20 protein-coding genes are annotated in these 23,168 nt (G+C 66.2%); 9 read left to right on the top strand and 11 right to left on the bottom strand.

The window, feature by feature from the left end:
* Positions 1-36: 36 nt before the first annotated feature.
* The 6 genes from M3I53_RS30690 to M3I53_RS30665 all read left to right on the top strand — a co-directional run bounded on the left by M3I53_RS30690 (position 37) and on the right by M3I53_RS30665 (position 9,589).
* Positions 37-1,080 (top strand): LysR family transcriptional regulator, encoded by a 1,044-nt coding sequence (locus tag M3I53_RS30690; protein ID WP_254319581.1) that lies wholly within the window; start codon positions 37-39, stop codon positions 1,078-1,080.
* A gap of 252 nt (positions 1,081-1,332) precedes the next feature.
* Positions 1,333-4,542: an efflux RND transporter permease subunit gene (locus tag M3I53_RS30685; protein WP_254319580.1), complete on the top strand. Its 3,210-nt coding sequence runs from the start codon at positions 1,333-1,335 to the stop codon at positions 4,540-4,542.
* A gap of 18 nt (positions 4,543-4,560) precedes the next feature.
* A complete protein-coding gene (locus M3I53_RS30680) occupies positions 4,561-5,808 on the top strand; it encodes an efflux RND transporter periplasmic adaptor subunit (RefSeq protein ID WP_254319579.1) in 1,248 nt (415 codons plus the stop codon).
* Between the two features lie 2 nt (positions 5,809-5,810).
* A complete protein-coding gene (locus M3I53_RS30675) occupies positions 5,811-7,316 on the top strand; it encodes an efflux transporter outer membrane subunit (RefSeq protein WP_254319591.1) in 1,506 nt (501 codons plus the stop codon).
* 147 nt (positions 7,317-7,463) lie between these two features.
* On the top strand, positions 7,464-8,153 hold the full coding sequence (locus M3I53_RS30670) for a heavy metal response regulator transcription factor (protein ID WP_028205637.1): 690 nt from the start codon (positions 7,464-7,466) through the stop codon (positions 8,151-8,153).
* Entirely contained in the window at positions 8,150-9,589 is a 1,440-nt protein-coding gene (locus tag M3I53_RS30665; protein ID WP_254319578.1) for a heavy metal sensor histidine kinase, read from the top strand. Before M3I53_RS30670 ends, M3I53_RS30665 begins: the two co-directional genes overlap by 4 nt.
* Positions 9,590-9,619: 30 nt before the next feature.
* On the opposite strand, the gene M3I53_RS30660 is transcribed toward M3I53_RS30665, so the two are convergent.
* Positions 9,620-10,711 (bottom strand): AI-2E family transporter, encoded by a 1,092-nt coding sequence (locus tag M3I53_RS30660; protein ID WP_254319576.1) that lies wholly within the window; start codon positions 10,709-10,711, stop codon positions 9,620-9,622.
* A gap of 102 nt (positions 10,712-10,813) precedes the next feature.
* Positions 10,814-11,971, bottom strand: a complete 1,158-nt coding sequence (locus tag M3I53_RS30655; protein WP_254319574.1) for a metallophosphoesterase — start codon at positions 11,969-11,971, stop codon at positions 10,814-10,816.
* A gap of 441 nt (positions 11,972-12,412) precedes the next feature.
* Between M3I53_RS30655 and M3I53_RS30650 the strand changes: the two genes are divergently transcribed.
* Positions 12,413-12,748: a hypothetical protein gene (locus M3I53_RS30650; RefSeq protein WP_069268713.1), complete on the top strand. Its 336-nt coding sequence runs from the start codon at positions 12,413-12,415 to the stop codon at positions 12,746-12,748.
* A gap of 115 nt (positions 12,749-12,863) precedes the next feature.
* Positions 12,864-13,460, top strand: coding sequence for an alpha-ketoglutarate-dependent dioxygenase AlkB (locus M3I53_RS30645; protein ID WP_254319572.1), 597 nt, complete (start codon positions 12,864-12,866; stop codon positions 13,458-13,460).
* Between the two features lie 133 nt (positions 13,461-13,593).
* Here M3I53_RS30645 and mdcH read toward each other — a convergent pair whose 3' ends face one another.
* From mdcH to M3I53_RS30605, 8 genes are read right to left on the bottom strand one after another with little or no spacing between them, the layout of a single operon-like run.
* On the bottom strand, positions 13,594-14,532 hold the full coding sequence (mdcH, locus tag M3I53_RS30640) for a malonate decarboxylase subunit epsilon (protein WP_254319571.1): 939 nt from the start codon (positions 14,530-14,532) through the stop codon (positions 13,594-13,596).
* A complete protein-coding gene (locus M3I53_RS30635) occupies positions 14,529-15,161 on the bottom strand; it encodes a malonate decarboxylase holo-ACP synthase (protein ID WP_309249556.1) in 633 nt (210 codons plus the stop codon). The genes mdcH and M3I53_RS30635 overlap by 4 nt, the downstream gene beginning before the upstream one ends.
* Before the next feature lie 44 nt (positions 15,162-15,205).
* Complete coding sequence (gene mdcE / locus M3I53_RS30630; RefSeq protein WP_254319568.1) at positions 15,206-16,021, bottom strand: biotin-independent malonate decarboxylase subunit gamma; 816 nt, start codon at positions 16,019-16,021, stop codon at positions 15,206-15,208.
* The gene (locus M3I53_RS30625; protein ID WP_254319566.1) at positions 16,018-16,899 is read right to left on the bottom strand and encodes a biotin-independent malonate decarboxylase subunit beta; all 882 of its coding nucleotides are present in this window, start codon (positions 16,897-16,899) and stop codon (positions 16,018-16,020) included. The genes mdcE and M3I53_RS30625 overlap by 4 nt, the downstream gene beginning before the upstream one ends.
* Positions 16,896-17,198: a malonate decarboxylase subunit delta gene (locus M3I53_RS30620; RefSeq protein WP_254319561.1), complete on the bottom strand. Its 303-nt coding sequence runs from the start codon at positions 17,196-17,198 to the stop codon at positions 16,896-16,898. The genes M3I53_RS30625 and M3I53_RS30620 overlap by 4 nt, the downstream gene beginning before the upstream one ends.
* A complete protein-coding gene (locus tag M3I53_RS30615) occupies positions 17,186-18,142 on the bottom strand; it encodes a triphosphoribosyl-dephospho-CoA synthase (protein WP_254319560.1) in 957 nt (318 codons plus the stop codon). Before M3I53_RS30615 ends, M3I53_RS30620 begins: the two co-directional genes overlap by 13 nt.
* Before the next feature lie 5 nt (positions 18,143-18,147).
* Entirely contained in the window at positions 18,148-19,821 is a 1,674-nt protein-coding gene (gene mdcA, locus M3I53_RS30610) for a malonate decarboxylase subunit alpha (RefSeq protein WP_254319555.1), read from the bottom strand.
* Positions 19,805-20,596: a GntR family transcriptional regulator gene (locus M3I53_RS30605; RefSeq protein ID WP_254319553.1), complete on the bottom strand. Its 792-nt coding sequence runs from the start codon at positions 20,594-20,596 to the stop codon at positions 19,805-19,807. Before M3I53_RS30605 ends, mdcA begins: the two co-directional genes overlap by 17 nt.
* A 217-nt stretch (positions 20,597-20,813) precedes the next feature.
* On the opposite strand from M3I53_RS30605, the gene M3I53_RS30600 reads away from it, so the two are divergent.
* The gene (locus M3I53_RS30600; protein WP_254319552.1) at positions 20,814-22,115 is read left to right on the top strand and encodes an MFS transporter; all 1,302 of its coding nucleotides are present in this window, start codon (positions 20,814-20,816) and stop codon (positions 22,113-22,115) included.
* Between the two features lie 21 nt (positions 22,116-22,136).
* On the opposite strand, the gene M3I53_RS30595 is transcribed toward M3I53_RS30600, so the two are convergent.
* A complete protein-coding gene (locus M3I53_RS30595; RefSeq protein WP_254319550.1) occupies positions 22,137-23,063 on the bottom strand; it encodes a DMT family transporter in 927 nt (308 codons plus the stop codon).
* Positions 23,064-23,168: the final 105 nt, after the last annotated feature.

Raw genomic sequence — 23,168 nt, 5'->3', positions numbered from 1 at the left:
AGATGGGAAGGCAGGCCGAATGAACGGGAGTTTCTGATGGATACGCTGCGCAATATGCGGGTCTTCGTGCGAGTGGTGGAGTCTGGCAGCTTCACGCGCGCTGCGGCGAGCGAAACGATGACGACCGCGCAGGTCTCGCGCGCGGTCACCGACCTCGAGTCGCGCCTGCGCACGCGGCTTCTTAACCGGACCACGCGCCGCATGTCGCTGACCGAAGCGGGCGAGCGTTACTTTCAGAGCTGCAAGCGCATACTCGCCGACATCGAGCAGGCCGAAGCCGAAGCGGCCGCTGCGCACGCGAACCCAGCGGGCAAGCTACGCGTGTACGGCGGCACGAGTTTCGGACAGCACTACGTCATGCCGCTCATCGCGCGCTATCAGCAGCATCTGCCGGAGGTGTCGGTCGATCTCACCATCGCGCAGCAGATGCCCGACATCATCGAGGAGGGCTTCGACGTCGCGGTCGTGGTGGCTGCCGAACTCGAGGACTCCGCGCTGATCTCCCAGCATCTGGGCAGCACCGCTGCCATTCTCTGTGCCTCGCCTGCGTATTTGCGCACGCGCGGCGAACCGCAATCGTTCGACGACCTCGAGGCGCATACCTGTCTTCATCTGACCGATGCGAGCCTGCCCGCCGGCCAATGGGTTTCCGAAGGGCCACTCGGCGAGACCTTCCGGCATACGGGCGTGACGCCGTTCCAGGTGAACAATCCCGAAGCGCTTGCGCTCGCCATACGCGAAGGCATGGGCATCGGCCCGCTGCCGGTGCCGGTGGCGCTGCCCGGTCTCGCCGACGGTACGCTGGTGCGCGTGCTGCCCACGCATACTCTGCAAAAACTCAACATCTACGCGCTGTACGCTTCGCGCCGCTATCTGGACGCGAAGATCCGCACCTTCGTCGAGTTTCTGCGCGAGAAGGTGCCACTCGTCCTTGCCGAGCAGGAGGCTGCGCTTGCCACATGCGACGAACCGCTGCACGAGGTGGATGCACACGCGGACGCGCGCGGTACGCGTGCGCGCAGCGGCCGCGGCCGCAGTCACAACACGCACGACCTGGAGCGCCTGCGTCTTGTGAACTGAAGCAGTTAAAGAAGTCTTCGCGAAGCGCGAGCCTTTGCGGCGCGTTTCGCGGCTACAAATTTCCGGCGCTTCGCGACGCTGAAGCGCCGATCTATCGGCGTTCCCGAGCGCTTTCGCGCGTCTCGCGCGTTGCCTGTCAGTTTCGCCATATTGGCGACAGCGACCTGCCACCGCCATTGCCTATGATGCGGCACCCGCTGGACGAATGCGACCCCGTCTCAACCCCTCGCCTGAGTTGTCCGAAACACTGACATGTGGATTGTCAATCTCGCGCTGAAGCGACCGTACACGTTCATCGTGATGGCCATCCTGATCGTGCTGGCCACGCCGTTCGTGCTCATGTCGATGGCCACCGACGTGCTGCCCAACATCAACATCCCGGTCATCAGCATCATCTGGTCGTACAACGGCTTCTCCGCGAAGGACATGGCCGATCGCATCACCTCGGTCAACGAGCGCAGCCTCACGACCACCGTGAGCAATATCGAGCACATCGAGTCGCAGTCGCTGCCCGGCATCGCCATCATCAAGCTGTTCCTGCAGCCGGGTGCAAGCCTGCAAACCGCGATCGCGCAGGCCGTTGCATCGGAGCAGGCGCAGGTGAAGCAGATGCCGCCCGGCGCGACGCCCCCGCTCGTCATCAGCTATTCGGCCTCGAGCATCCCGGTGATCCAGCTCGGCCTCTCCAGCAAGTCGATGAGCGAGCAGGCGCTCGCCGACGTCGCGATGAACTTTCTGCGCCCGCAGCTCATTACGATTCCCGGCGCGCAGGTGCCTTACCCGTATGGCGGCAAGACGCGCGTGATTTCCGTGGACCTCGACACGCGCGCGCTCATTTCGAAGGGCCTCACGCCCGCCGACATCGTCAATGCCGTCAACGCGCAGAACCTGATTTTGCCGACGGGCACGGCCAAGCTCGGGCAGACCGAATATCGTGTGGACACCAATGCATCGCCCGATACGCTCGCCGGGTTGAACCGCATTCCCGTGCAGACGGTGAATGGCGCGACCACTTTCCTGGGCGACGTGGCGCACGTGCGCGACGGCTTCACACCGCAGACCAACGTCGTGCGCCAGGACGGCCAGCGCGGCGTGCTGATGTCGATCCTCAAGACCGGCGACGCGTCGACGCTGCAGGTGGTGGGCGCACTCAAGGACCTGCTGCCGAAGGCGCGCGACACGCTGCCAGCCGACCTCGTCGTCAAGCCGCTGTTCGACCAGTCCGTCTTCGTTTCCGCCGCCGTGCAGGGCGTAGTACGCGAAGCGCTCATCGCGGCCGCGCTCACGGCGGCGATGATCCTGCTCTTTCTCGGCAACTGGCGCAGCACGCTCATCATCGCGGTGTCGATTCCGCTGTCGATTCTCTCCTCGATCATCGCCCTCTACGCGCTTGGCGAGACCATCAACATCATGACGCTCGGGGGCCTCGCGCTCGCGGTCGGCATCCTGGTAGACGACGCGACGGTCACGATCGAAAACATCGAGCGGCACCTGCATCTGGGCGCGAAACTGCACGAGGGCATTCTCGAAGGCGCGGGCGAAATCGCGGTGCCCGCACTCGTCTCGACGCTGTGCATCTGTATCGTGTTCGTGCCGATGTTCTTCCTCACGGGCGTGGCGCGCTTTCTGTTCGTACCGCTTGCGGAAGCCGTGGTGTTCGCGATGATCGCGTCGTACATCCTCTCGCGCACGCTGGTGCCGACGCTCGCCATGCTGCTCTTCGAGGGCCACGATCCCACCGCGCATGCGCAGCGCGCTCAGCGCTCGCTCTTCGCCCGCATTCACTGGCGCTTCAATCATGCGTTCGAGCGCGTGCGCGCCAACTACATCGCGCTGTTGAGCCTGCTGCTCGCGCGCCGCAAGTTCTTTGGCGGTACTTTTCTAGCGTTCTGCCTGCTTTCGCTGGTGCTCGTGTTTTTCCTTGGCCGCGACTTCTTTCCTTCGGTCGATGCGGGCAATATTCGTTTGCACATGCGTGCGCCGACGGGCTTTCGCATCGAGGAGACCGCGCGCCTGGCCGACCAGGTGGAGCAGGTGGTTCGCGAAGTCGTGCCGCCCGATCAACTCGAATCGATCGTCGACAACCTCGGCCTACCCTATAGCGGCATCAACCTCTCGTACAGCAACGCGGGGACGATGGGTACGCTCGACGGCGAAATACAAATCGCGCTGAAGCCCGATCACGATCCCTCGCGCATTTATATCGACAAGCTGCGGACCTTGCTGCCGCAACGTTTTCCGGGCGTCGAGTTCTTCTTCCAGCCCGCGGACATCATTACGCAGATTCTCAACTTCGGTCAGCCTGCCGCGATCGACGTGCAGGTCGTGGGCGCGAACCTGAACCAGGACATGGCGCTTGCGAGCACGCTGCTCAAGCAGGTGCGGCAACTGCCGGGCGCTGTTGATGCGCATATCGAGCAGCGCAACGACGAACCTGCGCTCACGCTCGCGATGGACCGCATGCGCATGCAGCAGTTGAACCTGAGTCCGCAAAACGTTGCGCAGGACGTGCTGATTGCGCTCTCGGGCAGCACACAGACTTCGCCCGCGTTCTGGGTGAGCCCGCAAAACGGCGTGGAATATCCGCTCACGGTGCAAACACCGCAGTATCGCGAAACCTCCATGAACGAGGTGATGGGTACGCCTGTTTCCGCGCGCACGACGAACCCCAATGCGCCGCTGCAACTCGTGAGCAACCTCGTGCAGCTCAATCCGCATAGCGGGCCGGCCATCGTCACGCACTACAACATTCGTCCTGTGATAGACCTGCTCGTGAGCGTGGAGGGCAGCGACCTGGGCTCCGTGGGCGTGAACATCAACGACATCATCCGGCATGTCCAGGCGCATGCGCCGCGCGGCACGACTATCACCATGCGCGGGCAGATCGGCACAATGCGTTCGTCGTACGTGGGCTTGGGCGTCGGCATCGCGATGGCGGTGGTGCTCGTGTATCTGCTGATCGTCGTGAACTTCCAGTCGTGGGCCGATCCGCTCATCATCATCAGCGCGCTGCCCGCCGCGCTCGCGGGCATTGCGTGGATGCTGTTCATCACCGGCACGCATCTGAGCGTGCCCGCGCTCACCGGCGCGATCATGACCGTGGGCGTCGCGACCGCGAATAGTATTCTCGTGGTCTCGTTCGCGCGGCAGCGTCTTGCCGCCGGCGCGACGCCGCTCGCCGCCGCGCTCGAAGCGGGCGCCACCCGCATACGCCCCGTGCTCATGACGGCGTTCGCCATGATGATCGGCATGGTGCCGATGGCGCTCGGCCTCGGCGAAGGCGCGGAGCAGAATGCGCCGCTCGGGCGCGCGGTGATAGGTGGCCTGCTGTTCGCTACGGTCTCCACGCTATTGTTCGTACCTCTGATGTTTGCGACCGTGCATACCCGGCTCGCCCACCGCGCCGCCGCGAAACGCGAGCGCGAGGCGCAGCGCCGCGGCGCACGGGGCGATACCCGTTAAGTCATTATGGCCGAAGACATGAACGAACCTCACCACCATTCATCTCTCGACATTGCCGTGGGCGGCGAGCAGGGCATCGACCTGCCGGCGCGCGGCCAGGCGGGCAAGCGCGCACGCTTTGCGCTGATCGTGGTCGCGCTGCTGCTGGCTGCGGGCGCCACGCGCACGATCGTGTCGAACCTCATGAACGCCCACCATCTCGCCGACGTCACAAAGCAGAACGCGAAGCAGTATGTGAGCGTCGTGCAACCGGTGGCCGCGGGCGCGGACGGCCGCATCGTGCTGCCGGGCACGCTGCGCGGCTTTGTCGAAGCGCCGATCTACTCGCGTGCGAACGGCTACGTGCGGCGCTGGTACGCCGATATCGGCGCGCACGTGCAACAAGGGCAGTTGCTAGCCGAGATCGATACGCCCGAGATCGATCAGGAACTCGCCCAGGCGCAGGCGCAGCGCGATCAGGCCGCCTCGACGCTCGCGCTCGCGAAGACCTCGTTCGATCGCGCGCAGCAATTGCGCCAGCGCGATGCGGTCTCGCAGCAGGAACTCGACGACCGCCAGGGCGCCTTCAACACGGATCAGGCGAATCTCGCCGCCGCCGATGCGAACGTGCGCCGCCTCACGGAGATGAAGTCGTTCCAGCGCATCGTCGCGCCGATAACGGGCGTCATCACGCAGCGCAACGTCGATATTGGCGACCTCGTGAACGCGGGCAACGGCGGGGCGGGTCATGCGCTCTTTTCGATTGCGCAGTCCGACCCGCTGCGCCTCTACCTCGACGTGCCGCAGACCTACGCGCAGCAGGTAGCGGTCGGCCAGCACGTGAGCGTGACCGAGCAGGAGTTGCCGGGCGTGACGTTCGACGGCACCGTCACGCGCACGGCGCAGGCCATCAACGTGGCCACGCGCACGCTGCAGGCCGAAATCTCGCTGCCTAATCACGACGGCAAGCTGCTGCCAGGCGCCTACGTGCAGGCCGCCTTGCAGACCGACGCCAAAGGCTTGCTCACGGTGCCCGGCAACACGCTGCTGTTCCGCTCGGAAGGCCCGCGTCTTGCCGTAGTCGGCGCGGATGGCAAGATCAGGCTCAAGGCGGTGGAAATCGCGCAGGACCTCGGGCAGACGCTCGAAATCAGCCGCGGGCTCGCGCCGACCGATCGTGTCGTGCTCAACCCGAGCGACTCGATCGCGGATGGCGACAGCGTCGTCGTGGTAGCGCCGAACAAGACGGAAGCGGCGCACGAGGCCGCCAGGCGGAGCGCGACGTGACGATGCGGCAGAACACGCGGCAACGGCCGCTCGCTTACGTCACGGCGCTCGGCGCGCTCGGTCTCGCGGCTTGCACCGTAGGCCCTGACTATCACGCACCGCAAACGCAAAGTCCCGCGGCTTGGCGCGTCGATTCCGCCGATTCATACTGGCACGCGGCGCAGCCTTCGCATGCGCCGCTCGATCCGCTGTGGTGGAAGGCATTCGGCGACGCCGAGCTCGACAATCTGGAAACCGCGGCGCTCGCCGAGAACCAGACGCTGCGCGTGGCCGCCGCGCACTACGCGCAGGCTCGCGCGACGCTCGCTTCGGTGTCGTCGCAGCAAGGCCCGCAGGTCGGGCTCGACGCGGGCCTCGCGCGGGAGCGCATTTCCGCGAACCGGCCGCTCACGAACTACGGGACGCCCAACACGTCGACGGTGCAGAACCAGGTGAGCGTCGGCGCGACCGTGAGCTACGAGCTGGACCTGTTCGGGCGCATCCGGCGCATCGTGGAGTCGGCGCAGGCGTCGACGCAGCAGGCCGGCGACGATCTCGCCAACGCGCGCCTCGTGCTCACCGCCGAACTCGCCACCGACTATTTCGCCATGCGCGAACTCGACAACGAGATCGACGTGGTGAACCGCTCGGCGCAACTGCAGCAAAAGGCCCTCGATTTCGTGATCGCGCAGCACGATCTCGGCGCGGTTTCCGGTCTGGAACTGCTACAGCAAAAAGCCCAGCTCGCGGCCACGCAAACTCAGGTGCATCTGCTCGAAAACCAGCGGCAGCAGGAGCAGAACGCCATTGCAGTGCTGGTCGGCAAGCCCGCGCCGGAATTCACGATTGCGCAGAAGCTCACGCCACTGCCGGTGCCCGCGCTACCCACGGGGCTGCCGAGCGAGCTGTTGCAGCGGCGGCCCGACGTGGCCTCGGCGGAGCGCGCGATGGCCGCGGCCAATGCGCAGATCGGCGTGGCGCGCTCTGCTTACTTTCCGGATATCACGCTTTCGCCCACATTCGGGTGGGAATCGACGCGTTTTGGCGGCCTTTTTTCCGTGCCGAGCCTCATGTGGTCGGTGGGCGCGACGGCCAGCGAGGTGCTGTTAGACGGCGGCAAACGCGCGGCGGGCGTGGATTTCGCGCAGGCAGGCTACGAGTCGGCGCAGGCCTCTTATCGTCAGACCGTGCTCACCGCGTTCCAGGAGGTGCAAAATGCGGTAACCGGCCTTTCGGTGCTGGAGCGCGCCTCGACCGATGGCCAGGCGGCCGTGGACGACGCACGCAAGTCCTTCGAACTCGCCAACGACCGCTATCAGGGCGGGCTCGTCGCGTTCATCGACGTGCTCAACGCGGAGCAGCAGTTGCTTGCCAGCGAGCGCCAGGAAGTGCAGATTCACGGCCAGCAGGTCGCCACGGTAGTCTTTCTCGCGAAGGCGCTGGGCGGCGGCTGGAGCGCCGGCGATCGCGAGACGGCATGCAGCGCGGGCACCTGCCGCGAAGTGCCGAAGGCCGAGGGCAGAAGCTGAGCCCCATGCAAGGGCTGAAAGCGTGGATACAAGCGGCACGAGAGGGCTTGAGCGGGCCCGGCACCAGGGCATATAAAAGCGCGCAACGGCGGTCGCGGGCCGCATCGGCCGGCACCGCCAGGTCAGCGCGCCAAGAGGAGGGCGGGCATGAAAGTATTGGTTATCGAAGACGAACGCAAGGTCGTGGACTACTTGCGTAGCGGACTCACGGAGCAGGGCTGGGTCGTGGACGTCGCCATGGACGGCGAGGAAGGCGCGTGGATGGCCACGGAATACGACTTCGACGTGATCGTGCTCGACGTCATGCTACCGAAGCTCGACGGCTTCGGCGTGCTGCGCGCGGTGCGCACGAAGAAGGACACGCCGGTGATCATGCTGACGGCGCGCGATCGCGTGGACGATCGCGTGCATGGCCTGCGCGACGGCGCCGACGACTATCTCACGAAGCCGTTCTCGTTCCTCGAACTCGTCGAGCGGCTGCGCGCGCTCACGCGGCGCGCACGCACGCAGGAATCCACGCTGATTTCGGTGGGCGATCTGCAGGTGGACCTCATCAGCCGCCGCGCGACGCGCGACGGCGTGCGCCTCGATCTCACGGCGAAGGAATTCCAGCTGCTTTCGGTGCTCGCGCGGCGGCGCGGCGAGATTCTCTCGAAGACGCTCATCACCGAGCTGGTCTGGGACGTGAATTTCGAAAGCAATGCGAACGTCGTGGAAACGGCGATCAAGCGGCTGCGCGCCAAGCTCGACGGCCCGCACGCGGCGAAACTGCTGCACACCATACGCGGCATGGGCTACGTGCTCGAAATGCGCGAGGAAGGAGGCCAGACGTCATGAAACGCTCGATCTCGCTGCGGCTTTCGGCGATGTTCGCAGCGGTGTCGCTCATCGTGTTCACGCTCACGGGCGCGGGCCTCTTTTTCCTGATGCAGCGTCAGCTCTTCAACGAGCTGCGCGAAACGCTCGACACGCGCGCGCGCATCGCGAGCCTCATCGTTGCGCACGCACCGGACGTGCAGAAGTGGGCCTTCGTGCAGGAAAAGCTGCGCGACCTCTCGCCTGCGGATAGCCGTATGCACTACTACGTCGAAGGCCCGGATCCGCGCTTTCGTTTCGGTACGCCCATCGTCGGCAAGGTCACCGGTGACGTGGGCCCCAATCATCTGCTCGTGCGCCCGCCGGGTTGCAGCTACGACGTCATTACGACGACCTTTATCGTGCCCGCAAGCGGTGACCGGCCCCAGGTGAAACTCATGGTCGGCAGCGACTGTGTGCGCACCGAAGGCATGCTGCGGCGCTTTGGTATTGCGCTTGGCGTGCTGATCGCGCTGTCCACCATCGCGGTCGCGCTGCTGAGCCGCGCGGTGACGCGCTTCGGTCTTGCGCCGCTCACGCGGCTCTCGCGCGAGGCCTCGCAGTTGAGCCCGTCGAACCGGCGCCAGCGCCTGCATGCGGAAGAACTGCCCGAGGAACTGCACGAGCTCGCCACGTCGTTCAATGGAGCGCTCGAACGCCTCGACAAGGCCTACGAGCGGCTCGAATCGTTCAACGCCGACGTGGCGCACGAGCTGCGCACACCGGTGAGCATCCTGATTGGCCAGACCCAGGTGGCGCTCACGCGCGACCGTTCAGTCGAGCAGCTGCAACAGACGCTGCAATCGAATCTTGAGGAATTCGAACGATTGCGCGTGATCGTGAACGACATGCTGTTCCTCTCGCGCAGCGATCGCGGCGAACGCGCGACGGACCTCACGGAAGTGTCGTTGCGCGCGGAGATCGAACGCATGCTCGATTTTCTGGAGATGCCTCTCGAAGAGGCGCAACTGCGGGTGGAAGTGCAAGGCGATGCGCGCGCATGGGTGAATACGTCGCTGATCGGCCGAGCCATGAGCAATCTGTTCGTCAACGCGATCCAGCATTCGCAGCCCGGTACGACGCTGCGCGCCACGGTCGCGCCGCAGAACGGTCACGTCGAGATCGCCGTTTCGAATCCCGGCGAGCCGCTCGATCCGGTGACGCGCGAGCATATTTTCGACCGCTTCTACCGCATTCAGGAGGCTCGCTCGAACAGCCACGAAAATCACGGGCTCGGGCTGTCGATCGTCAAGGCCGTGGCGGAAATGCACGGCGGCACGGTGTTCGTGCGCAGTGCAGACGGCGTCAACACGTTCGGGTTTTCGGTGGCCGTGGACGGCGCAGAAGCACCCGAAGCGCCCGTTGCAGGGATTGCACGCCAGGGCCGCGCCGGCGTGCCGCTGCACGTTTCGCCCTAGCGCCGCACTGATGCGGCCCGGAAGCGGCGCTTACACGGGCTCGTCTTCCACGGGGGTGCTTTCGTTTTCGATGTAGTGCTGGTCCTTGCGCAGCAAGTCCCAGCAACTGATGAAAAGCGCAGCGACGAGCGGCCCGATCACGAAGCCGTTAATGCCGATGAGCGAAATGCCGCCGAGCGTCGAGATCAACACGACCCAGTCGGGCAGGCGCGTGTCCTTGCCCACGAGCAGGGGGCGCAGCACGTTGTCCACGGTGCCGATCACGACGGAGCCGAAGACGATCAGCCCGACGCCCTTCGCCACCGCGCCTGTGGAGAGGAAGTAGATCGCTATGGGTCCCCACACGAGCGCCGCGCCCACGGCGGGCAACAGCGAGAGCAGCATCATCACGAAGCCCCACAGCAGCGCGCCCTGAATTCCGAGCACCCAGAGCGCGATGCCGCCCAGGCCGCCCTGCACGACAGCCACGGCCACGTTGCCCTTCACCGTTGCGCGGATCACCGTCGTGAACTTGCGCATGAGATGCAGCTTGTGCTGTTCGTCGAGCGGAATGGCGTCGCGCACGAGCCGCGAAATTTCCCGGCCGTCGCGCACGAGGAAAAAGAACAGATAGAGCATCACGCCGAAACTCACCAGAAATTGCAGCGTGTTCTGCCCGAAGGAGAAAGCACGCGTGGCGACGAACTGGCTGATCTCTGCGGCGCCCGCCGAAAGTCGCTGCTGCAGCCCGGGCAGATCCATGAGGTCGTAGCGCGCTAGCAGGTTCTGAATCGACTCGGGCATGGCATGGACGATCTGCGTGAAGTAGGCGCCGAAGTCGAGGCTGCCGCTTCGCACCCCCTGATATGCCAAGGCGACCTGCTGCACCAGCGTGGCCGTCACCAGCGTGAGCGGAAAGATCACGATGACGAGGCAGATGGTGAGCGTAATGAGCGCGGCGATATTGCGCCGCCGCCCGAGCCGGGCAACGAGCCGGCGCTGCACTGGCTGGAAGATCAATGCGAGTATGGCGCCCCAGAGCACCGTGCTGAAGAACGGCGCGAGGATGAAGCAAAGCGCGATGGACACCGTGAACAACAGCAAATAGAACGATGTCTGGTGAAGCTGCTTGTTGCCTTCCATGTGCGATGGATTCCAGTTAAAGCGGCAGGCGGACGAACGGCGGCATCGTCCGATGATACCGGCAAGGCCGCGCGGGCCGTCGGGCGCAGCGCGCCCAGGGGTTCACTGTGCGCCCACCAGCCGCACGCGCGTGATTTCCGAAGGCGCGCCAAGGCGCTTGGGCGGCCCCCAGTAGCCCGTGCCGCGGCTCGTGTAGACCCACAGGCTGCCGAGCTTTTCGAGGCCCGCAGTGAACGGCTGCTGCAGCCGCACGAGAAAATTCCACGGGAAAATCTGGCCGCCGTGCGTGTGGCCGGAGAGTTGCAGCGTAAAGCCCGCGTCGACGGCGGCGTGGGCCGTGCGCGGCTGGTGCGCGAGCAGCACGCGCGTGTTGACGTCGGCGGGCGCGCCGCGCAGCGCTTCGGCCGGATCGCTGCGGTGCGCGGGATCGAACTGGCCGCCCGTGTAGTCGGTCACGCCGGCCAGCACGAGCCGCGCGCCGCCATGCTCGATCACCACATGCTGGTTCATCAGCACCGTGAGGCCGATGCGGCGGAACTCGGCAATCCAGGCGTCCGCGCCCGAGTAGTACTCGTGGTTGCCGGTCACGAGATACACGCCGTGATGCGCGTTGAGCTTGCCGAGCGGCGCGGTGTGCGCGGCGAGGTGCGCCACGCTGCCGTCCACCACGTCGCCCGTGATAGCGACCACGTCGGCGTCGAGCTGGTTCACGGCGCGCACGATGGCATCGACGTAGCCGTGCTTGATCGTCGGGCCGACATGGATGTCGCTCAGTTGCACGATCGTGAAGCCGTCGAGCGCGGCGGGCAGGCCGCGAATCGGCACCTCGACGTTGCGCACGCGCGCACGCCGCCGCGCGTTGAAGAAGCCGAACCCGGAGGAGAGGAACGCAAGCGCGATCACCGCGGCGGCGCTCACGGTGCGCCAGCCGGCGAGATCGATGGCTTTGGGCCACAGTGCCTCCACGGTCATGGCCGAGGCGAGCACGATGTCGCGCGCGATCGTCAGCATGAGCAGCGACGAGAAGAAGCCCATGGCGAGCATGCCGATCCAGGCGAGGCGGTCGCCGAGCGGCTGGCGCTTGAAGCGCCGCGCGAGCATGCCGGGCGGGATGAACAGCACCGAGAGCACGAGCCACAGCACGGCCAGCCATTTGCCGACGGTGGGCACCGGCAGGTCGGGAATCAGGCGAAAGCCGACATAAGCATGCAGCAGCACGCCGATGGCAATGAAGCGGACCAGAAACGAGAGTCGGGGCATGGCGGCGCAAACGGAGGGGAGCGGACCGACGCGGGCTGCCGCGCAGGGCACGGCGCGCTGCAGCAAAGTCCAATCGTCGAGGCCCGCTCGAAAATCCGGTGGAAAAGTCAGCACAGTAGGCTGCGTTGCATTTTACCGGCGCAGCAGACTTCGTGCCGTTCGGTGCGGCCGTTTCCCAAGATGCACGCCGCGATGCATCACGAAAGAGCCTACCGATTGCGCATGACATACATGCATGCGTGTATGCATGGGCCTTGACGCTCTATCGGCCGTGCTGTGGCGGTGCGGCATTTCCCTCGATTGCCAGCGTGCTCCCGCTCGTCGCACTATGTTCTCGTGGGGCCGGGCACACTCTATTAAACGTCCATTGAATCGGCCCTCGCGGTGGACTATGCTCGTAATGAGGCCCGCGCGGTTCGGGCGCTCTGGGGGAGACGGATCATGAAAGGTATCCGGCCGGTCGCACATGGGCTGCATGAGGGTCTGCATGGTCGTCACGTCGGGCACGAGGGCAGCCATGTCATGCTGCCGATGGTCGTTCTCTCGATCATGGCCATCGCGCTGTATATCGCGGTCAAGAACATCGATATTCTCGAAATTGGCCGAAGCGCGTTATTCGACGTCGTGATGGTGTTCGTCGCGCTCGGTATTGCGGGCATGTTCGGCGTACTGGGCGCCTGGCTGCGATCTCGCACCACCGACGAACCCGCCGAAGGCTTCTGCTTCGTCGGCGCGCTCATCGGCGCCGCGGTGTTCTACATCGCATTGCTCACCTGATTCGCTTGTTTGCGGTTTCGGTTGATTCGCTATCCTGCGAGAAGCGAGGGTGCGCGGCGGCCGGGTCCGCGCCATGCGAAACTGTCTGCTTTCCCGTTCGATTGAAGCACTCCCGATGTTCGATCTTTTCGACGATACGCCTGCCCCGGACGTGGCATGGCATCCGTCATGGCTCGCGCCGGAGGCGGCCGCCGAGGCGCTCGCGCGCATCATCGCCGAGGCCGACTGGCGCCAGGAACGCATTCGCACTCCCGGCGGCTGGGTAGACCAGCCGCGCCTCACGGCCTGGCAGGGCGACGAGGGTGCGGTGTACATCTACTCAGGCATCCGAAACGTCCCGCAGCCGTGGACCAGCCAGGTAGCCGAACTGCGCGACGCCATTTCGGCGCTTTGCGGCGTGCGCTTCAACAGCGTGCTGCTCAATCGTTACCGCACGGGCACGGACAGCATGGGCTGGCATGCGGACCACGAACCTGAACTCGGCCCCGAGCCGGTGATTGCCTCGCTGAGCCTCGGCGCGACGCGGCGTTTCGACTTGCGCCACAACGCGACGGGCGTGGTGCGTTCTTTTCAGTTGACGAGTGGCAGTCTGCTCGTGATGCAGGGCAAGACTCAGGCCCAATGGCGGCACCGCGTGCCAAAGGAGCCTGCGGTGAGTGGCGAGCGCGTGAACCTCACGTTTCGTGTGGTAACGCCCGATTTGCGGAAATAGACCACTGAATCGCGGAAAATAAGTGCCAATTCGCTGATTTTCGATGCGGCGGCCATGCGCGCGAGCGGCTTCGCGCAAAAAATCAAATAAGAATTTATGCGCATAAACGCCGAATTCGGCATTTGCGCTGCGATCAGGCGTCCTCGCCGAGCCGGCGCCGCACGATCGCGACAAGACGCTCCAGCGGCAAACCCGAGCCCGCGAGCGCGGTCACCTCGGGATACTGCTCGCGCGCGATGTCCGTGAGCACCTGGCCGGGCGGCGCTTCGACCAGCACGCTGGCGCCCGACTCGATCATGACCGTGAGCGCGTCGTACCAGCGCACCGTGTAGCGCATATTGGTGGCGAGATCGGTGCGGATGGCGTCGGCGTGGTAGAGCGGCCTGCCGCCGCGATTGTCGACATACACACTACGCGGCGTACGAAACGGCATGTCGCGCGCCCACTCCGTGAGCGTATCGGCGGCATCGGCCAATAGTTCGCAATGCGAAGGAACTGCCACTGCGAGCCGTTGCGCCTTGCGCGCGCCAGCGGCGAGCGCGCGGGCCGCGAAGGCTTCGAGCGCGCCATCGGCGCCGGCTACGATGATCTGGCGCGGCGCGTTGACGTTCGCCACGTACACTTGCTCGCCGCTGTCGCGTGCATGCGCATCCGCGAGCGCTTCGACCTGCGTCTCGCTCAGCCCCGCGATGGCCGTGAGGCCATAGCCCGAGGGCCATGCACTTTCCATCAGCTCGGCGCGTTTGCGTACCATATGCAGCGCGTCGCCAAACGCCAGGGCCTCGCAGCTTACTGCGGCCGCATAGGCGCCTACGGAAAGCCCTGCGCTGAATTGCGGCGTGAGTCCTTCGTGCGCGAGCGCGCGCGCCACGGCCACGCCCGCGACCGTGAGGCCGATCTGAACGGCAACCGTAGAGCGCAAGGCGTCGTCGCTATCGAGCGTAAGGATGTCAAAGCCGAGTGCCGCCGACGCCTCGTCGAGCGTCGCCCGCACGGCGTCGTGCTGCGGCAGCTTGTGGAGGAAGCCTGCGTTTTGCGCGCCTTGGCCGGGAAAGAGCAGGGCGAGCGTCATGCTGCTCGCCACGGATCGGCGACGAGTTGCGCGCCGCTGGAAGCGCGCGCCAGCACGCGCGGCTTGTGCGCCGCGAGTTCGGCGAGCGCGACCCCGCCCGCGGGCGTTTCGAGTTGCGCGTCGATGCGCGTGCCCGAGCGGCTGGCGGCTTGCGCGAGCGCCTGCGCCAGCGAATCGATCGCCGCGCGTGAGATGCGTTGCGGCAGGCGAATCAGGATGTCGAGATCGCTCGATGCCGTGAGCGTGGGAACGCCCGTGGCGAGTTCGAAACCGGCGCTGCCGGTGGGGCCCCAAACGAAATTGCGCAACGGCGCGGCGCTAGTGCGCAGGGTAGCCAGCGCGATGAATGCGGGCAGTGCGCGGCGTGCGCGAAGCGGTTCGACGCCGAGCAGATCCTCCGGACCGGAAGATGATTCGATATCCTCAGTATGGAGCCATGTGCCGAAACGCTCGGAACGTACGCCGCCGCGCACGCCCACCGCCACGAACCCCGCCGCCGCGCGCGTGCGCCGCACGACCACCCAGGGCGCGCGGGCAAGCGCGGCGCGTACCCAATCCGGCTCGTCGCCTGACGGGGTATGGCGCGCGACGCGCAGCAGGTCGTGCGCGCGCCAGCGTGCGTCGTCCATGCGCGGCTCATCCGCAGCGAACGGCGCGGCGGCGCAGACTCGCATCAGCTAGCGTCCCACTGTTGCGCCAGGCGCTTGCGCACCTCGATCGACGCCGCACGCGTGCGCTGCGCCGACTCGCCTTGCAGACGATGCGCGAGCCCGCTCGTGTCGCCGCGTGCTTCCCGCACCTTCTGTGCGAGCACATCGCGCACACGTGCGATCTGCGCAACGCTCGGCGCGTCCGCATCGACGCCTTCGATCAGCTCGTCGAGCAAACCTAGCTTGGCGAACGAAGCCATCGAATATGACATCGGTACGATCTTTTCGCCCAGCTCGTCGAGCTCCTCTACGCTGCGCCGCGTGACGCGCGCCGCCGCTTCCTTGCCCATGGCGTGGACCATCGTGCCGGGCGCATCGAGCGCGACGATGCGATTGGCCTGATAGCCGTGAGCGAGAAACGCGCCCGACATGGCGGGTCCGACGATCAGCGCCACCACGGGATGCCCCGCGAGCCGCGCGCTTGCGTAGGCGTCCACGGCCGAGGCGCAGGCGAGGTGAATGCCGAGCATCTCCTCGCGATAGCCGTAGGCCTGGCTTTTCACATCGACGATCGCGATGATGGGGCGGCGCTTGCCGCTCGCCGCGTCTTCGGCAATCGCTTCGCGCACCGCCTTCGCAAGACGCCAGCCCTGTTCGAGGCCCACCACGTTCTCGCGCGCACGCGGAAAGCGGTTCGCGGGATCGGGTGCGACAGTGATGAAGCGCGCGGTCTCGTCGTCGAGCGGCGCGTCGGCGTATCGCACGCACGCGCCTTGTGTGTCTACGCCCGCGAGGGCGCGCAGCCAGCGTACGCCGCGGCTCGTCGTCGTGTCGTTCATGCGTTTTCTCCGCGCAGGTTCAGGGGCGAAGCGGCGAACACCGCACGCATCGTTTCTGGGGTGACGCTGGCGGGATCAATCTGCGCGAGTTTCGCGAGCGTGGCATCCACATCCGCCGAGCGCGGCGTGAGCGGTGCGCCTTGTGCAAACGCCGCGCGCACGGCGGCGCGCACGTCATCCACGGCGTCTTCGACGAGCGCATCGGCGAAACCTGTTTGCGCGCGCTGCTCGCCGCCGATCAACTGCCACACCTGGCGACGGTCGCTCGAATCGAGTTCCTCGATGCCGGCTTCCTGCTCGATCACCTCCGGGCCATTCATGCCGAGGCGGCCTTGCTTCGTCATCACGAGCGTCGAACACAGGGCCGCCGCGAGCGACATGCCGCCAAAACAGCCGACCATGCCCGCGATCACGCCGACCACGGGCACATGAGCGCGCAAGGCGACGATGGCCGACTGGATCTCCGCGATCACGGCGAGGCCGAGATTGGCCTCCTGCAAGCGCACGCCCCCGGTCTCGAACAGGATGACGGGCCGCACGATCTTGCCGCGCTCGCAGTCGGCGAGCGCCAGTTCGAGTGCGGCGGCGATCTTGCTGCCCGACACTTCGCCGATGCTGCCGCCCTGGAATGCCGATTCGATCGCGGCGACGACGGCGGGCTCGCCGTCGATGGTGCCGCGCGCGATCACCGCGCCGTCGTCAGCCTGGCAGACGATGCCCTGCAACGGCAGCCACGGCGATTCGATACGGTCGAAGGGCCCAAGCAGTTCGCGGAACGTGCCCGCGTCCAGCACGGCGGCCGCGCGTTCGCGCGCGCTCAATTCGATGAAGCTTTCGCGCAGCAGTGCGCCGGGCGTCAGTTGATTCGTGCTGCTCATGACTTCGCCTCCTGCGCGGCTTCGACGGCCTCCGCGAGACGTAGCGCCACCACGCCGGGTGTGGCGCCGAAGTCGTTGATCTCGATGAGCGCCGCGCCGTCGTAGCGCGTGAAGAAGCGGTCGAGCACGCTCTTCCAGATGTGGCTATAGCCGTCCACGCTCGTATGCACGACCACGCGCGCCTGCATGTCGCTCGCGGGCTGCAGCAGCACCTCGAGATCGCCCGAGCCCACCACGCCTACGTGTGCGCGCGTCGTCACGGCGCGTTGCGCCGGATAGTCGAATGTCAGTTGTTCCATGAAACCGTCCTCCCGCCCATGCGGTGCTGAACCAGTCTGTCGATGAAGAGCGTCGCGGCGAGCAGATCGGCCGCGCCACCCGGCGATGCGTTGAGCGCGAGCAACGCGCGTTCGAGCGCATCGAACGCGGCGCGGCCGGCTTGCGTGGCAAGGCCGCCCGCGTCGCGTACGCGCTGCGCGCCCGCTTGCGCGGCCTCGCGCCCGGCGAGCCCCGCGCGGTGCAGCACGCAGGTGTCGTCGAGGGAGGCCATGATCGCGAGCAGGGCATCCACGCGTGCGTGGGCTTCGTCATGGCCCTGCGCGCGGGCGGCGTGCAGGGCGGGCAGGCCCACGCGGACGACGTGCGGAAAGCCGTCTTGCGCTTCGCTGCGCGCGCCGCCCACGTTGTAGCGCTGACGCACGCGCTCGCCGTTGCTTTGCGCGGGCTGCGCGAGCAGGTCGTCGTAGTGCGCGATCTGCGCAGCCGTTTCGCAGATGTGCGCCGCATGGGCACACTCTGTGTCGCTGCTTTGCGGCGTATGCACGATCGCCGCGGCCGCCACCAGCAGCCCGACGATCCAGATCGCGCCGCGATGTGCGTTGCTGCCTTGCGTCGCGCGCATCATGGCGGCTTCGCCGGCGCGGCCGATGCGCGCGAGATCGGTGCGCAGCGCCGTGCCCGGCGCTGCGCCGCGCGAGGCGCGCGCGAGTGCTTCGAACGTAGGCTCGAGCGCGTGCGCCGAGCGCAGCATCGTCGCGAGATCGAGATCGCTGTGCGCGCCACTCCCGCGCGCGTCCACGAGCGCGGGCTTGGGCGTGAGGCGCGCTTCTTCGATCAGCGCGTCCCGGGCGAAGCGGGCGAGTTGCGCGTCGGGGGAGGACAGCCGCGCGTCGCCCGCGTACGGAACCCGCCGCGCGAGACCCGCCGAGCCTTCGGCAAGCGCCGTAAAAGCAAGCGTACGCATTGCGCTTACCAGCTACGGAAACGGGCGGGCGGCGCATAGAGGCCGCCCGACCACGTCACCAGATCGTCGATGCTGCGCGCCGCGAGCAGCGAGCGCTTGGCCTCGCCGCGCAAGATGCCGAGATCCTCGGGGAACTGCACGATGCCGCGGCGGCGCAATTCGTCGGTTTTCTGCTGCTGTGCGCGCAGGCCGATGGGCGTCACGCCCGCCACGGCTGCGAGCGCGGCGCGGCGCTCGTCGATGCCCTCTGCGCGATGCAGGTGCGCAATGCCCTCTTCGGTCACGACATGGCTCACGTCGTCGCCATAGATCATCACGGGCGCGACAGGCATGCCGCTCTTCTGGCCTACGGCGATGGCGTCGAGTTCGTCGACGAAGGTCGGCTCGCCGCCTTTCTTCCACGTTTCCGCCAGTTGCACAACGAGCTTGTGGCCGCGCGAAACCGGGCCGTTGTCCTTGAGCAGCTTGAGCCACGCTTCGCTCGCATGGCGCCGTCCGCGCGGATCGTGGCCCATGTTCGGCGCGCCGCCAAAGCCTGCGAGCCGGCCGCGCGTGACGGTGGACGAATTCGCGTACGCGTCGATCTGCAGCGTCGAGCCGATGAAGAGATCCACTGCATATTGCCCCGCGAGCTGGCACAGCACGCGGTTCGAGCGCAGGCTGCCGTCGCTGCCGGTGAAGAACACATCGGGCCGCGCGGCGATATAGGCTTCCATGCCCACTTCGCTGCCGAAGCAATGCACGCTCTCCACCCAGCCCGATTCGATCGCGGGAATCAGCGTGGGGTGCGGATTGAGCGTCCAGTTGCGGCAGATCTTGCCCCTGAGGCCCAGCGATTCGCCGTACGTGGGGAGCAGCAATTCGATCGCGGCGGTGTCGAAGCCGATACCGTGATTGAGCGCGGCGATGCCATAGGGCGCGTAAATGCCCTTGATGACCATCATCGCGGTGAGCACCTGCAAGTCGCCGATGTGACGCGGATCGCGCGTAAAGAGCGGCTCGACCGCGAACGGGCGGTCGGCCTGCACGACCACGTCGACCCACGAGCCCGGAATGTCCACGCGCGGCAGTTCATCGACAATTTCGTTAACCTGAACGATCACGATGCCTTGACTGAACGCGGCGGCCTCGGCGATGGTCGGCGTGTCTTCGGTGTTCGGGCCGGTGTAGAGATTCCCGTGGCGGTCGGCTTTCTCCGCGCACAGTAGCGCGACCTGGGGAATCAGGTCGACGAACATGCGCGCGTACAGCTCGACATAGGTATGGATCGCGCCCACTTCGAGCTGACCGTCTTCGAGCAGTTGCGCCACGCGCAGGCTCTGCGGCCCCGCGAACGCGAAGTCCACGCGGTGCGCGATGCCGCGCTCGAACAGCGTCAGATGCTCGGGGCGGCTGATGCTCGAAATGAGCAGGTGAACGTTGTTGACCTTGGCCGGATCGGCCTTGGCCAGCGAGCGCGAGAGGAAGTCGGCCTGCTTCTGGTTGTCGCCTTCGAGCGCGACGCGGTCGCCCGGGCGGATCAGCAGTTCGAGCGCATCGGTCATGCGCGAGGCGGGCAGGACGCCGTCCTCGAGCCAGCCCGAAACGGCGGCAAGGCGGCGGGCCTTTTCGTCGCGGCGCGTGGTCCACGAGCGCGGCGCGAGGTCAGGCGAGGTTGGCGTATCAGCTTGAGGCTTCATCGGCGGTTCGGCTCCGTGAGCGGGAAGAGGCGGCGCGCGGCTTTGCGGCGGCAGTATGCACCGAAGGCGGCGCTGGGGTTGCCACTGCAGGCAGCGCGGCGCGCTCGGTCAGGAAACGGTAGATGAGTTCGCCCGTGCCGAGCAGGTGCTTGGCCACGAGTTTTTGCGCAGTGGGCACGTCGCCGCGCTTTACCGCGGCGAGAATTTCGGTGTGCTCACTATCGGATTCGCCCTTGTATTCGGGGAAGCCGAATTTCAGGCGCAGATAGCGTTCGCCGCGGCGATGGAGCGCAGCGAGCATCTCCATCAACTGCGGGCGGCCGGCGGGCGCATAGAGGCTCATATGAAAGGCCTCGTTGCGCGCGACATAAAGCGACGGATCGCGCTCGCGCTTCGCCGCGGCGGCCAGCGCGGTCACTTCGCGCAGCGTGGCGCTCGTGTGGTTCGGAATGGCGAGGCCGAGCGCGAGGCTTTCGAGCGCGGAGCGGATCTCGTAGATCTCGCGCGCTTCGTCGGCGGAGAGCGGGGCGACGCTCGCGCCCTTGTTTACCTCGATCTTCGCCCAGCCTTCGCTCGCGAGCTGGCGCAGCGCCTCGCGCACGGGGATCGCGCTGACCGAGAAATGCCGCGCGATCGCGTCCTGGCGCAGCGGCGCATTGGGCGCGAGCTTGCCCTCGACGATCGCGCTGCGCAGGGCGTCGGCGATCATGCGCGAGGTGCTGGTGCGGGGCGCTGCCGCGCCTTCCAGGGGAAAACCATTCGTTGCGTCGCTCATGAGATCAAATATTATATATAAAACGACCGGGGCGAAAGCCTCCAAAACCCGCAACACAGAAACACCAGATTCACTATAGACGGGTAAGAAGAACGGGGGCTTACAGGGAGTTCCTGAAGAGGGCCGGCACTGCCGCGGCCTGCATTTCCGCGTTTCGCGGCGCGCGTGCGCAACCTGCTGCGTGGGCTGGCGAGGCATCAATGGAGAGAGGAGCATCATGAATTCGATCACCGAGTCCGCGCGGCGAACTCGCACCAAGACACCGCTCAACCGGTCGCAGATCGCCGGTTTCTGGGGCGCCTGGGCAGGCTGGACGCTCGACGGGATGGACTCGTTCATCTACGCACTCGTGCTCACGCCCGCGCTCACGGAGCTGCTGCCGCGTTCGGGCTATGAGGCGAGCGCGGCGAACATCGGGCTTGCCGGCTCGATCCTGTTCGCGCTCTTCCTCGTCGGCTGGGGGCTGTCGTTCATCTGGGGGCCGCTCGCGGACCGCTTCGGGCGCACGCGCGTGCTGGCCGGCACTATCTTCATGTTTGCGATCTTCACGGGACTTTCGGCCACCGCGCAGAGCGTGTGGTCGCTCGGCATCTATCGCTTTCTGGCGGGCGTGGGCATCGGCGGGGAGTGGGCGCTTGCGGGCACTTACGTGGCCGAATCGTGGCCGGAGGATCGCCGCAAGATGGGCGCGGGCTATCTGCAGACCGGCTACTACGCGGGCTTCTTCATTGCGGCCGCGCTCAACTACACGGTCGGCGTGCATTTCGGCTGGCGCGCCATGTTCCTCACGGGCGCGGTGCCGGTAGTGGTGGCCATTCTCGTGCTCACGCGCGTGGAGGAGCCGGCCACGTGGCAGAAGTCGGAGGCGAGCCATGTGCACCGCGGCCGCCCGCTGCGTGAAATCTTCGGCGACGTGTACCGCCTGCGCACCGTGGTGGCGTGCGCGTTGCTGACCATCGCGATCATCGGGCTGTGGGCAGGCGCGGTTTATGAACCGTCCGCCGTGATCCAGCTGGCGACGAAGGCGGGCGCGAACAAGGCCGAGGCGATCCGCACGGCGTCTATCGCTACGGGCATCCTGTCGATCGGCACGATCCTGGGTTGCCTCGCATTGCCGCCCATGGCCGAGCGCATCGGCCGCAGGTGGACGCTCGCCGTCTATTTCACGGGCATGGCCGTAACGATCGCGGCGAGCTTCGGCTGGGCGTTCTATCTGGAGAACGGACTCGTGCCGTTCATCGCGCTGCTCTTCGTGCTGGGCTTCTTCGGCGGCAACTTCGCGCTGTTCAGCCTCTGGCTGCCCGAACAGTTCGAAACGCGTGTGCGCGCTACGGCGTTCGCGTTCTGTACGTCATTTGGCCGCTTCGTGGGTGCGGGCGTGAACTTCCTGCTTGGCGCGGCCGTGCTGCGTATGCACACGCTCGGCGTGCCGGTGGCGCTCACGGCGCTAGCCTTCGTTCTGGGACTCCTTATCATTCCGTTTGCGCCGGAAACGAAGGGTCAAACGCTGCCTTCCTGATCCCGATATGCGGCGCGTTGGCTAGCGCCGCGCCTTCACGAGCCTCGGCGGCAGCAGGCGCCAGCCGAGATTGACCCCGAGGCTCGCCGCCACGATCAGCGCCATGCCCGCAAGCTGCGGCACACTCAGCGCGCGACCGTAGACGATCGCATCGACGGCGATCGCGGTGAGCGGATACACGAACAGCAGCACGGCGATCACGGGTGTCGTCAACATCGGCAGTGCGCCGTAGATCAGCACGTACGAAAGCCCCGTGTGCAGCACCCCCATGCCCACGAGCCAGCCCCATTGCGTGGCGGAAATATGCGCGAGTTCGAGCGGCGCAAAAAACGGTGCGATGAGCGGCAGGCACACGGAGCCCACCACGCATTGCGTCAGCGTGAGCAGGTGCGGGCGAAAGTTGCGCAGGCTCTTGGCGATCAGCGTGACGCTCGCATAGAGCACCGAGCCGCCCAGCGACTCGCCAATGCCGATCATGTAGCTCGTGCGATCGGCCACATGAGTTTCCGCGAGCACACCGGAAGCGAGCACGAGCCCCACGAACGCAATGCCGATCCAGCCCAGCCGGTCGGCGCCGAGCCGCTCATGAAAGAGCGCCGCGCCCATCAGCACGACCCAGAACGGCTGCACATGGAACACGACCGTCGAAACGGCGATGCTCGTGCGATGGATCGCGTCGAAGAAAGCCACCCACTGCGTGACCATCAGCACACCTGAAATCACCGCGAGCGCGAACGTGCGGCGCGTGAACTGCCGCGGCGAGAGCCAGCCTTTGTACGCGCAGTACCCGGCGAGCGCGAGCATGCCGAAAAAGCAGCGGAAGAACACGAGCGTGAGGGCGCCGAGGCGCGCCTCCTCGACGAATACGCCGATCGTGCCCATCAGGAGGCCGCCGCCCGCGAGCATGAGGACGCCTTGCTGGCGGTTGCCGTGATGTTCGGATTGCATGGCAGGACGGGGAAAATCGAAAGGGGACAGCTTAAGTATTCGCCAGTTGCGGGGCGCGGGCAAACGAATTAAATTGAAGAATTCCATCAACTCAGCTTATGAATC

It is taken from the genome of Paraburkholderia sp. CNPSo 3272 (genome assembly GCF_024206495.1).
Classification (GTDB): Bacteria; Pseudomonadota; Gammaproteobacteria; order Burkholderiales; family Burkholderiaceae; genus Paraburkholderia.
This window is presented reverse-complemented; position numbering and strand designations above follow the sequence as displayed.

Excerpts from the sequence above, each read along its gene's own strand:
- mdcH (WP_254319571.1), bottom strand. The coding sequence starts at position 14,532 with ATGACGCTCGCCCTGCTCTTTCCCGGCCAAGGCGCGCAAAACGCAGGC.
- M3I53_RS30680 (WP_254319579.1), top strand. The coding sequence starts at position 4,561 with ATGAACGAACCTCACCACCATTCATCTCTCGACATTGCCGTGGGCGGC.
- M3I53_RS30595 (WP_254319550.1), bottom strand. The coding sequence starts at position 23,063 with ATGCAATCCGAACATCACGGCAACCGCCAGCAAGGCGTCCTCATGCTC.
- M3I53_RS30685 (WP_254319580.1), top strand. The coding sequence starts at position 1,333 with ATGTGGATTGTCAATCTCGCGCTGAAGCGACCGTACACGTTCATCGTG.
- M3I53_RS30650 (WP_069268713.1), top strand. The coding sequence starts at position 12,413 with ATGAAAGGTATCCGGCCGGTCGCACATGGGCTGCATGAGGGTCTGCAT.
- mdcA (WP_254319555.1), bottom strand. The coding sequence starts at position 19,821 with ATGAAGCCTCAAGCTGATACGCCAACCTCGCCTGACCTCGCGCCGCGC.
- M3I53_RS30620 (WP_254319561.1), bottom strand. The coding sequence starts at position 17,198 with ATGGAACAACTGACATTCGACTATCCGGCGCAACGCGCCGTGACGACG.
- M3I53_RS30615 (WP_254319560.1), bottom strand. The coding sequence starts at position 18,142 with ATGCGTACGCTTGCTTTTACGGCGCTTGCCGAAGGCTCGGCGGGTCTC.
- M3I53_RS30670 (WP_028205637.1), top strand. The coding sequence starts at position 7,464 with ATGAAAGTATTGGTTATCGAAGACGAACGCAAGGTCGTGGACTACTTG.
- M3I53_RS30635 (WP_309249556.1), bottom strand. The coding sequence starts at position 15,161 with ATGGACGACGCACGCTGGCGCGCGCACGACCTGCTGCGCGTCGCGCGC.
- M3I53_RS30625 (WP_254319566.1), bottom strand. The coding sequence starts at position 16,899 with ATGAGCAGCACGAATCAACTGACGCCCGGCGCACTGCTGCGCGAAAGC.
- M3I53_RS30675 (WP_254319591.1), top strand. The coding sequence starts at position 5,811 with ATGCGGCAGAACACGCGGCAACGGCCGCTCGCTTACGTCACGGCGCTC.
- mdcE (WP_254319568.1), bottom strand. The coding sequence starts at position 16,021 with ATGAACGACACGACGACGAGCCGCGGCGTACGCTGGCTGCGCGCCCTC.
- M3I53_RS30600 (WP_254319552.1), top strand. The coding sequence starts at position 20,814 with ATGAATTCGATCACCGAGTCCGCGCGGCGAACTCGCACCAAGACACCG.
- M3I53_RS30655 (WP_254319574.1), bottom strand. The coding sequence starts at position 11,971 with ATGCCCCGACTCTCGTTTCTGGTCCGCTTCATTGCCATCGGCGTGCTG.
- M3I53_RS30665 (WP_254319578.1), top strand. The coding sequence starts at position 8,150 with ATGAAACGCTCGATCTCGCTGCGGCTTTCGGCGATGTTCGCAGCGGTG.
- M3I53_RS30660 (WP_254319576.1), bottom strand. The coding sequence starts at position 10,711 with ATGGAAGGCAACAAGCAGCTTCACCAGACATCGTTCTATTTGCTGTTG.
- M3I53_RS30690 (WP_254319581.1), top strand. The coding sequence starts at position 37 with ATGGATACGCTGCGCAATATGCGGGTCTTCGTGCGAGTGGTGGAGTCT.
- M3I53_RS30605 (WP_254319553.1), bottom strand. The coding sequence starts at position 20,596 with ATGAGCGACGCAACGAATGGTTTTCCCCTGGAAGGCGCGGCAGCGCCC.
- M3I53_RS30645 (WP_254319572.1), top strand. The coding sequence starts at position 12,864 with ATGTTCGATCTTTTCGACGATACGCCTGCCCCGGACGTGGCATGGCAT.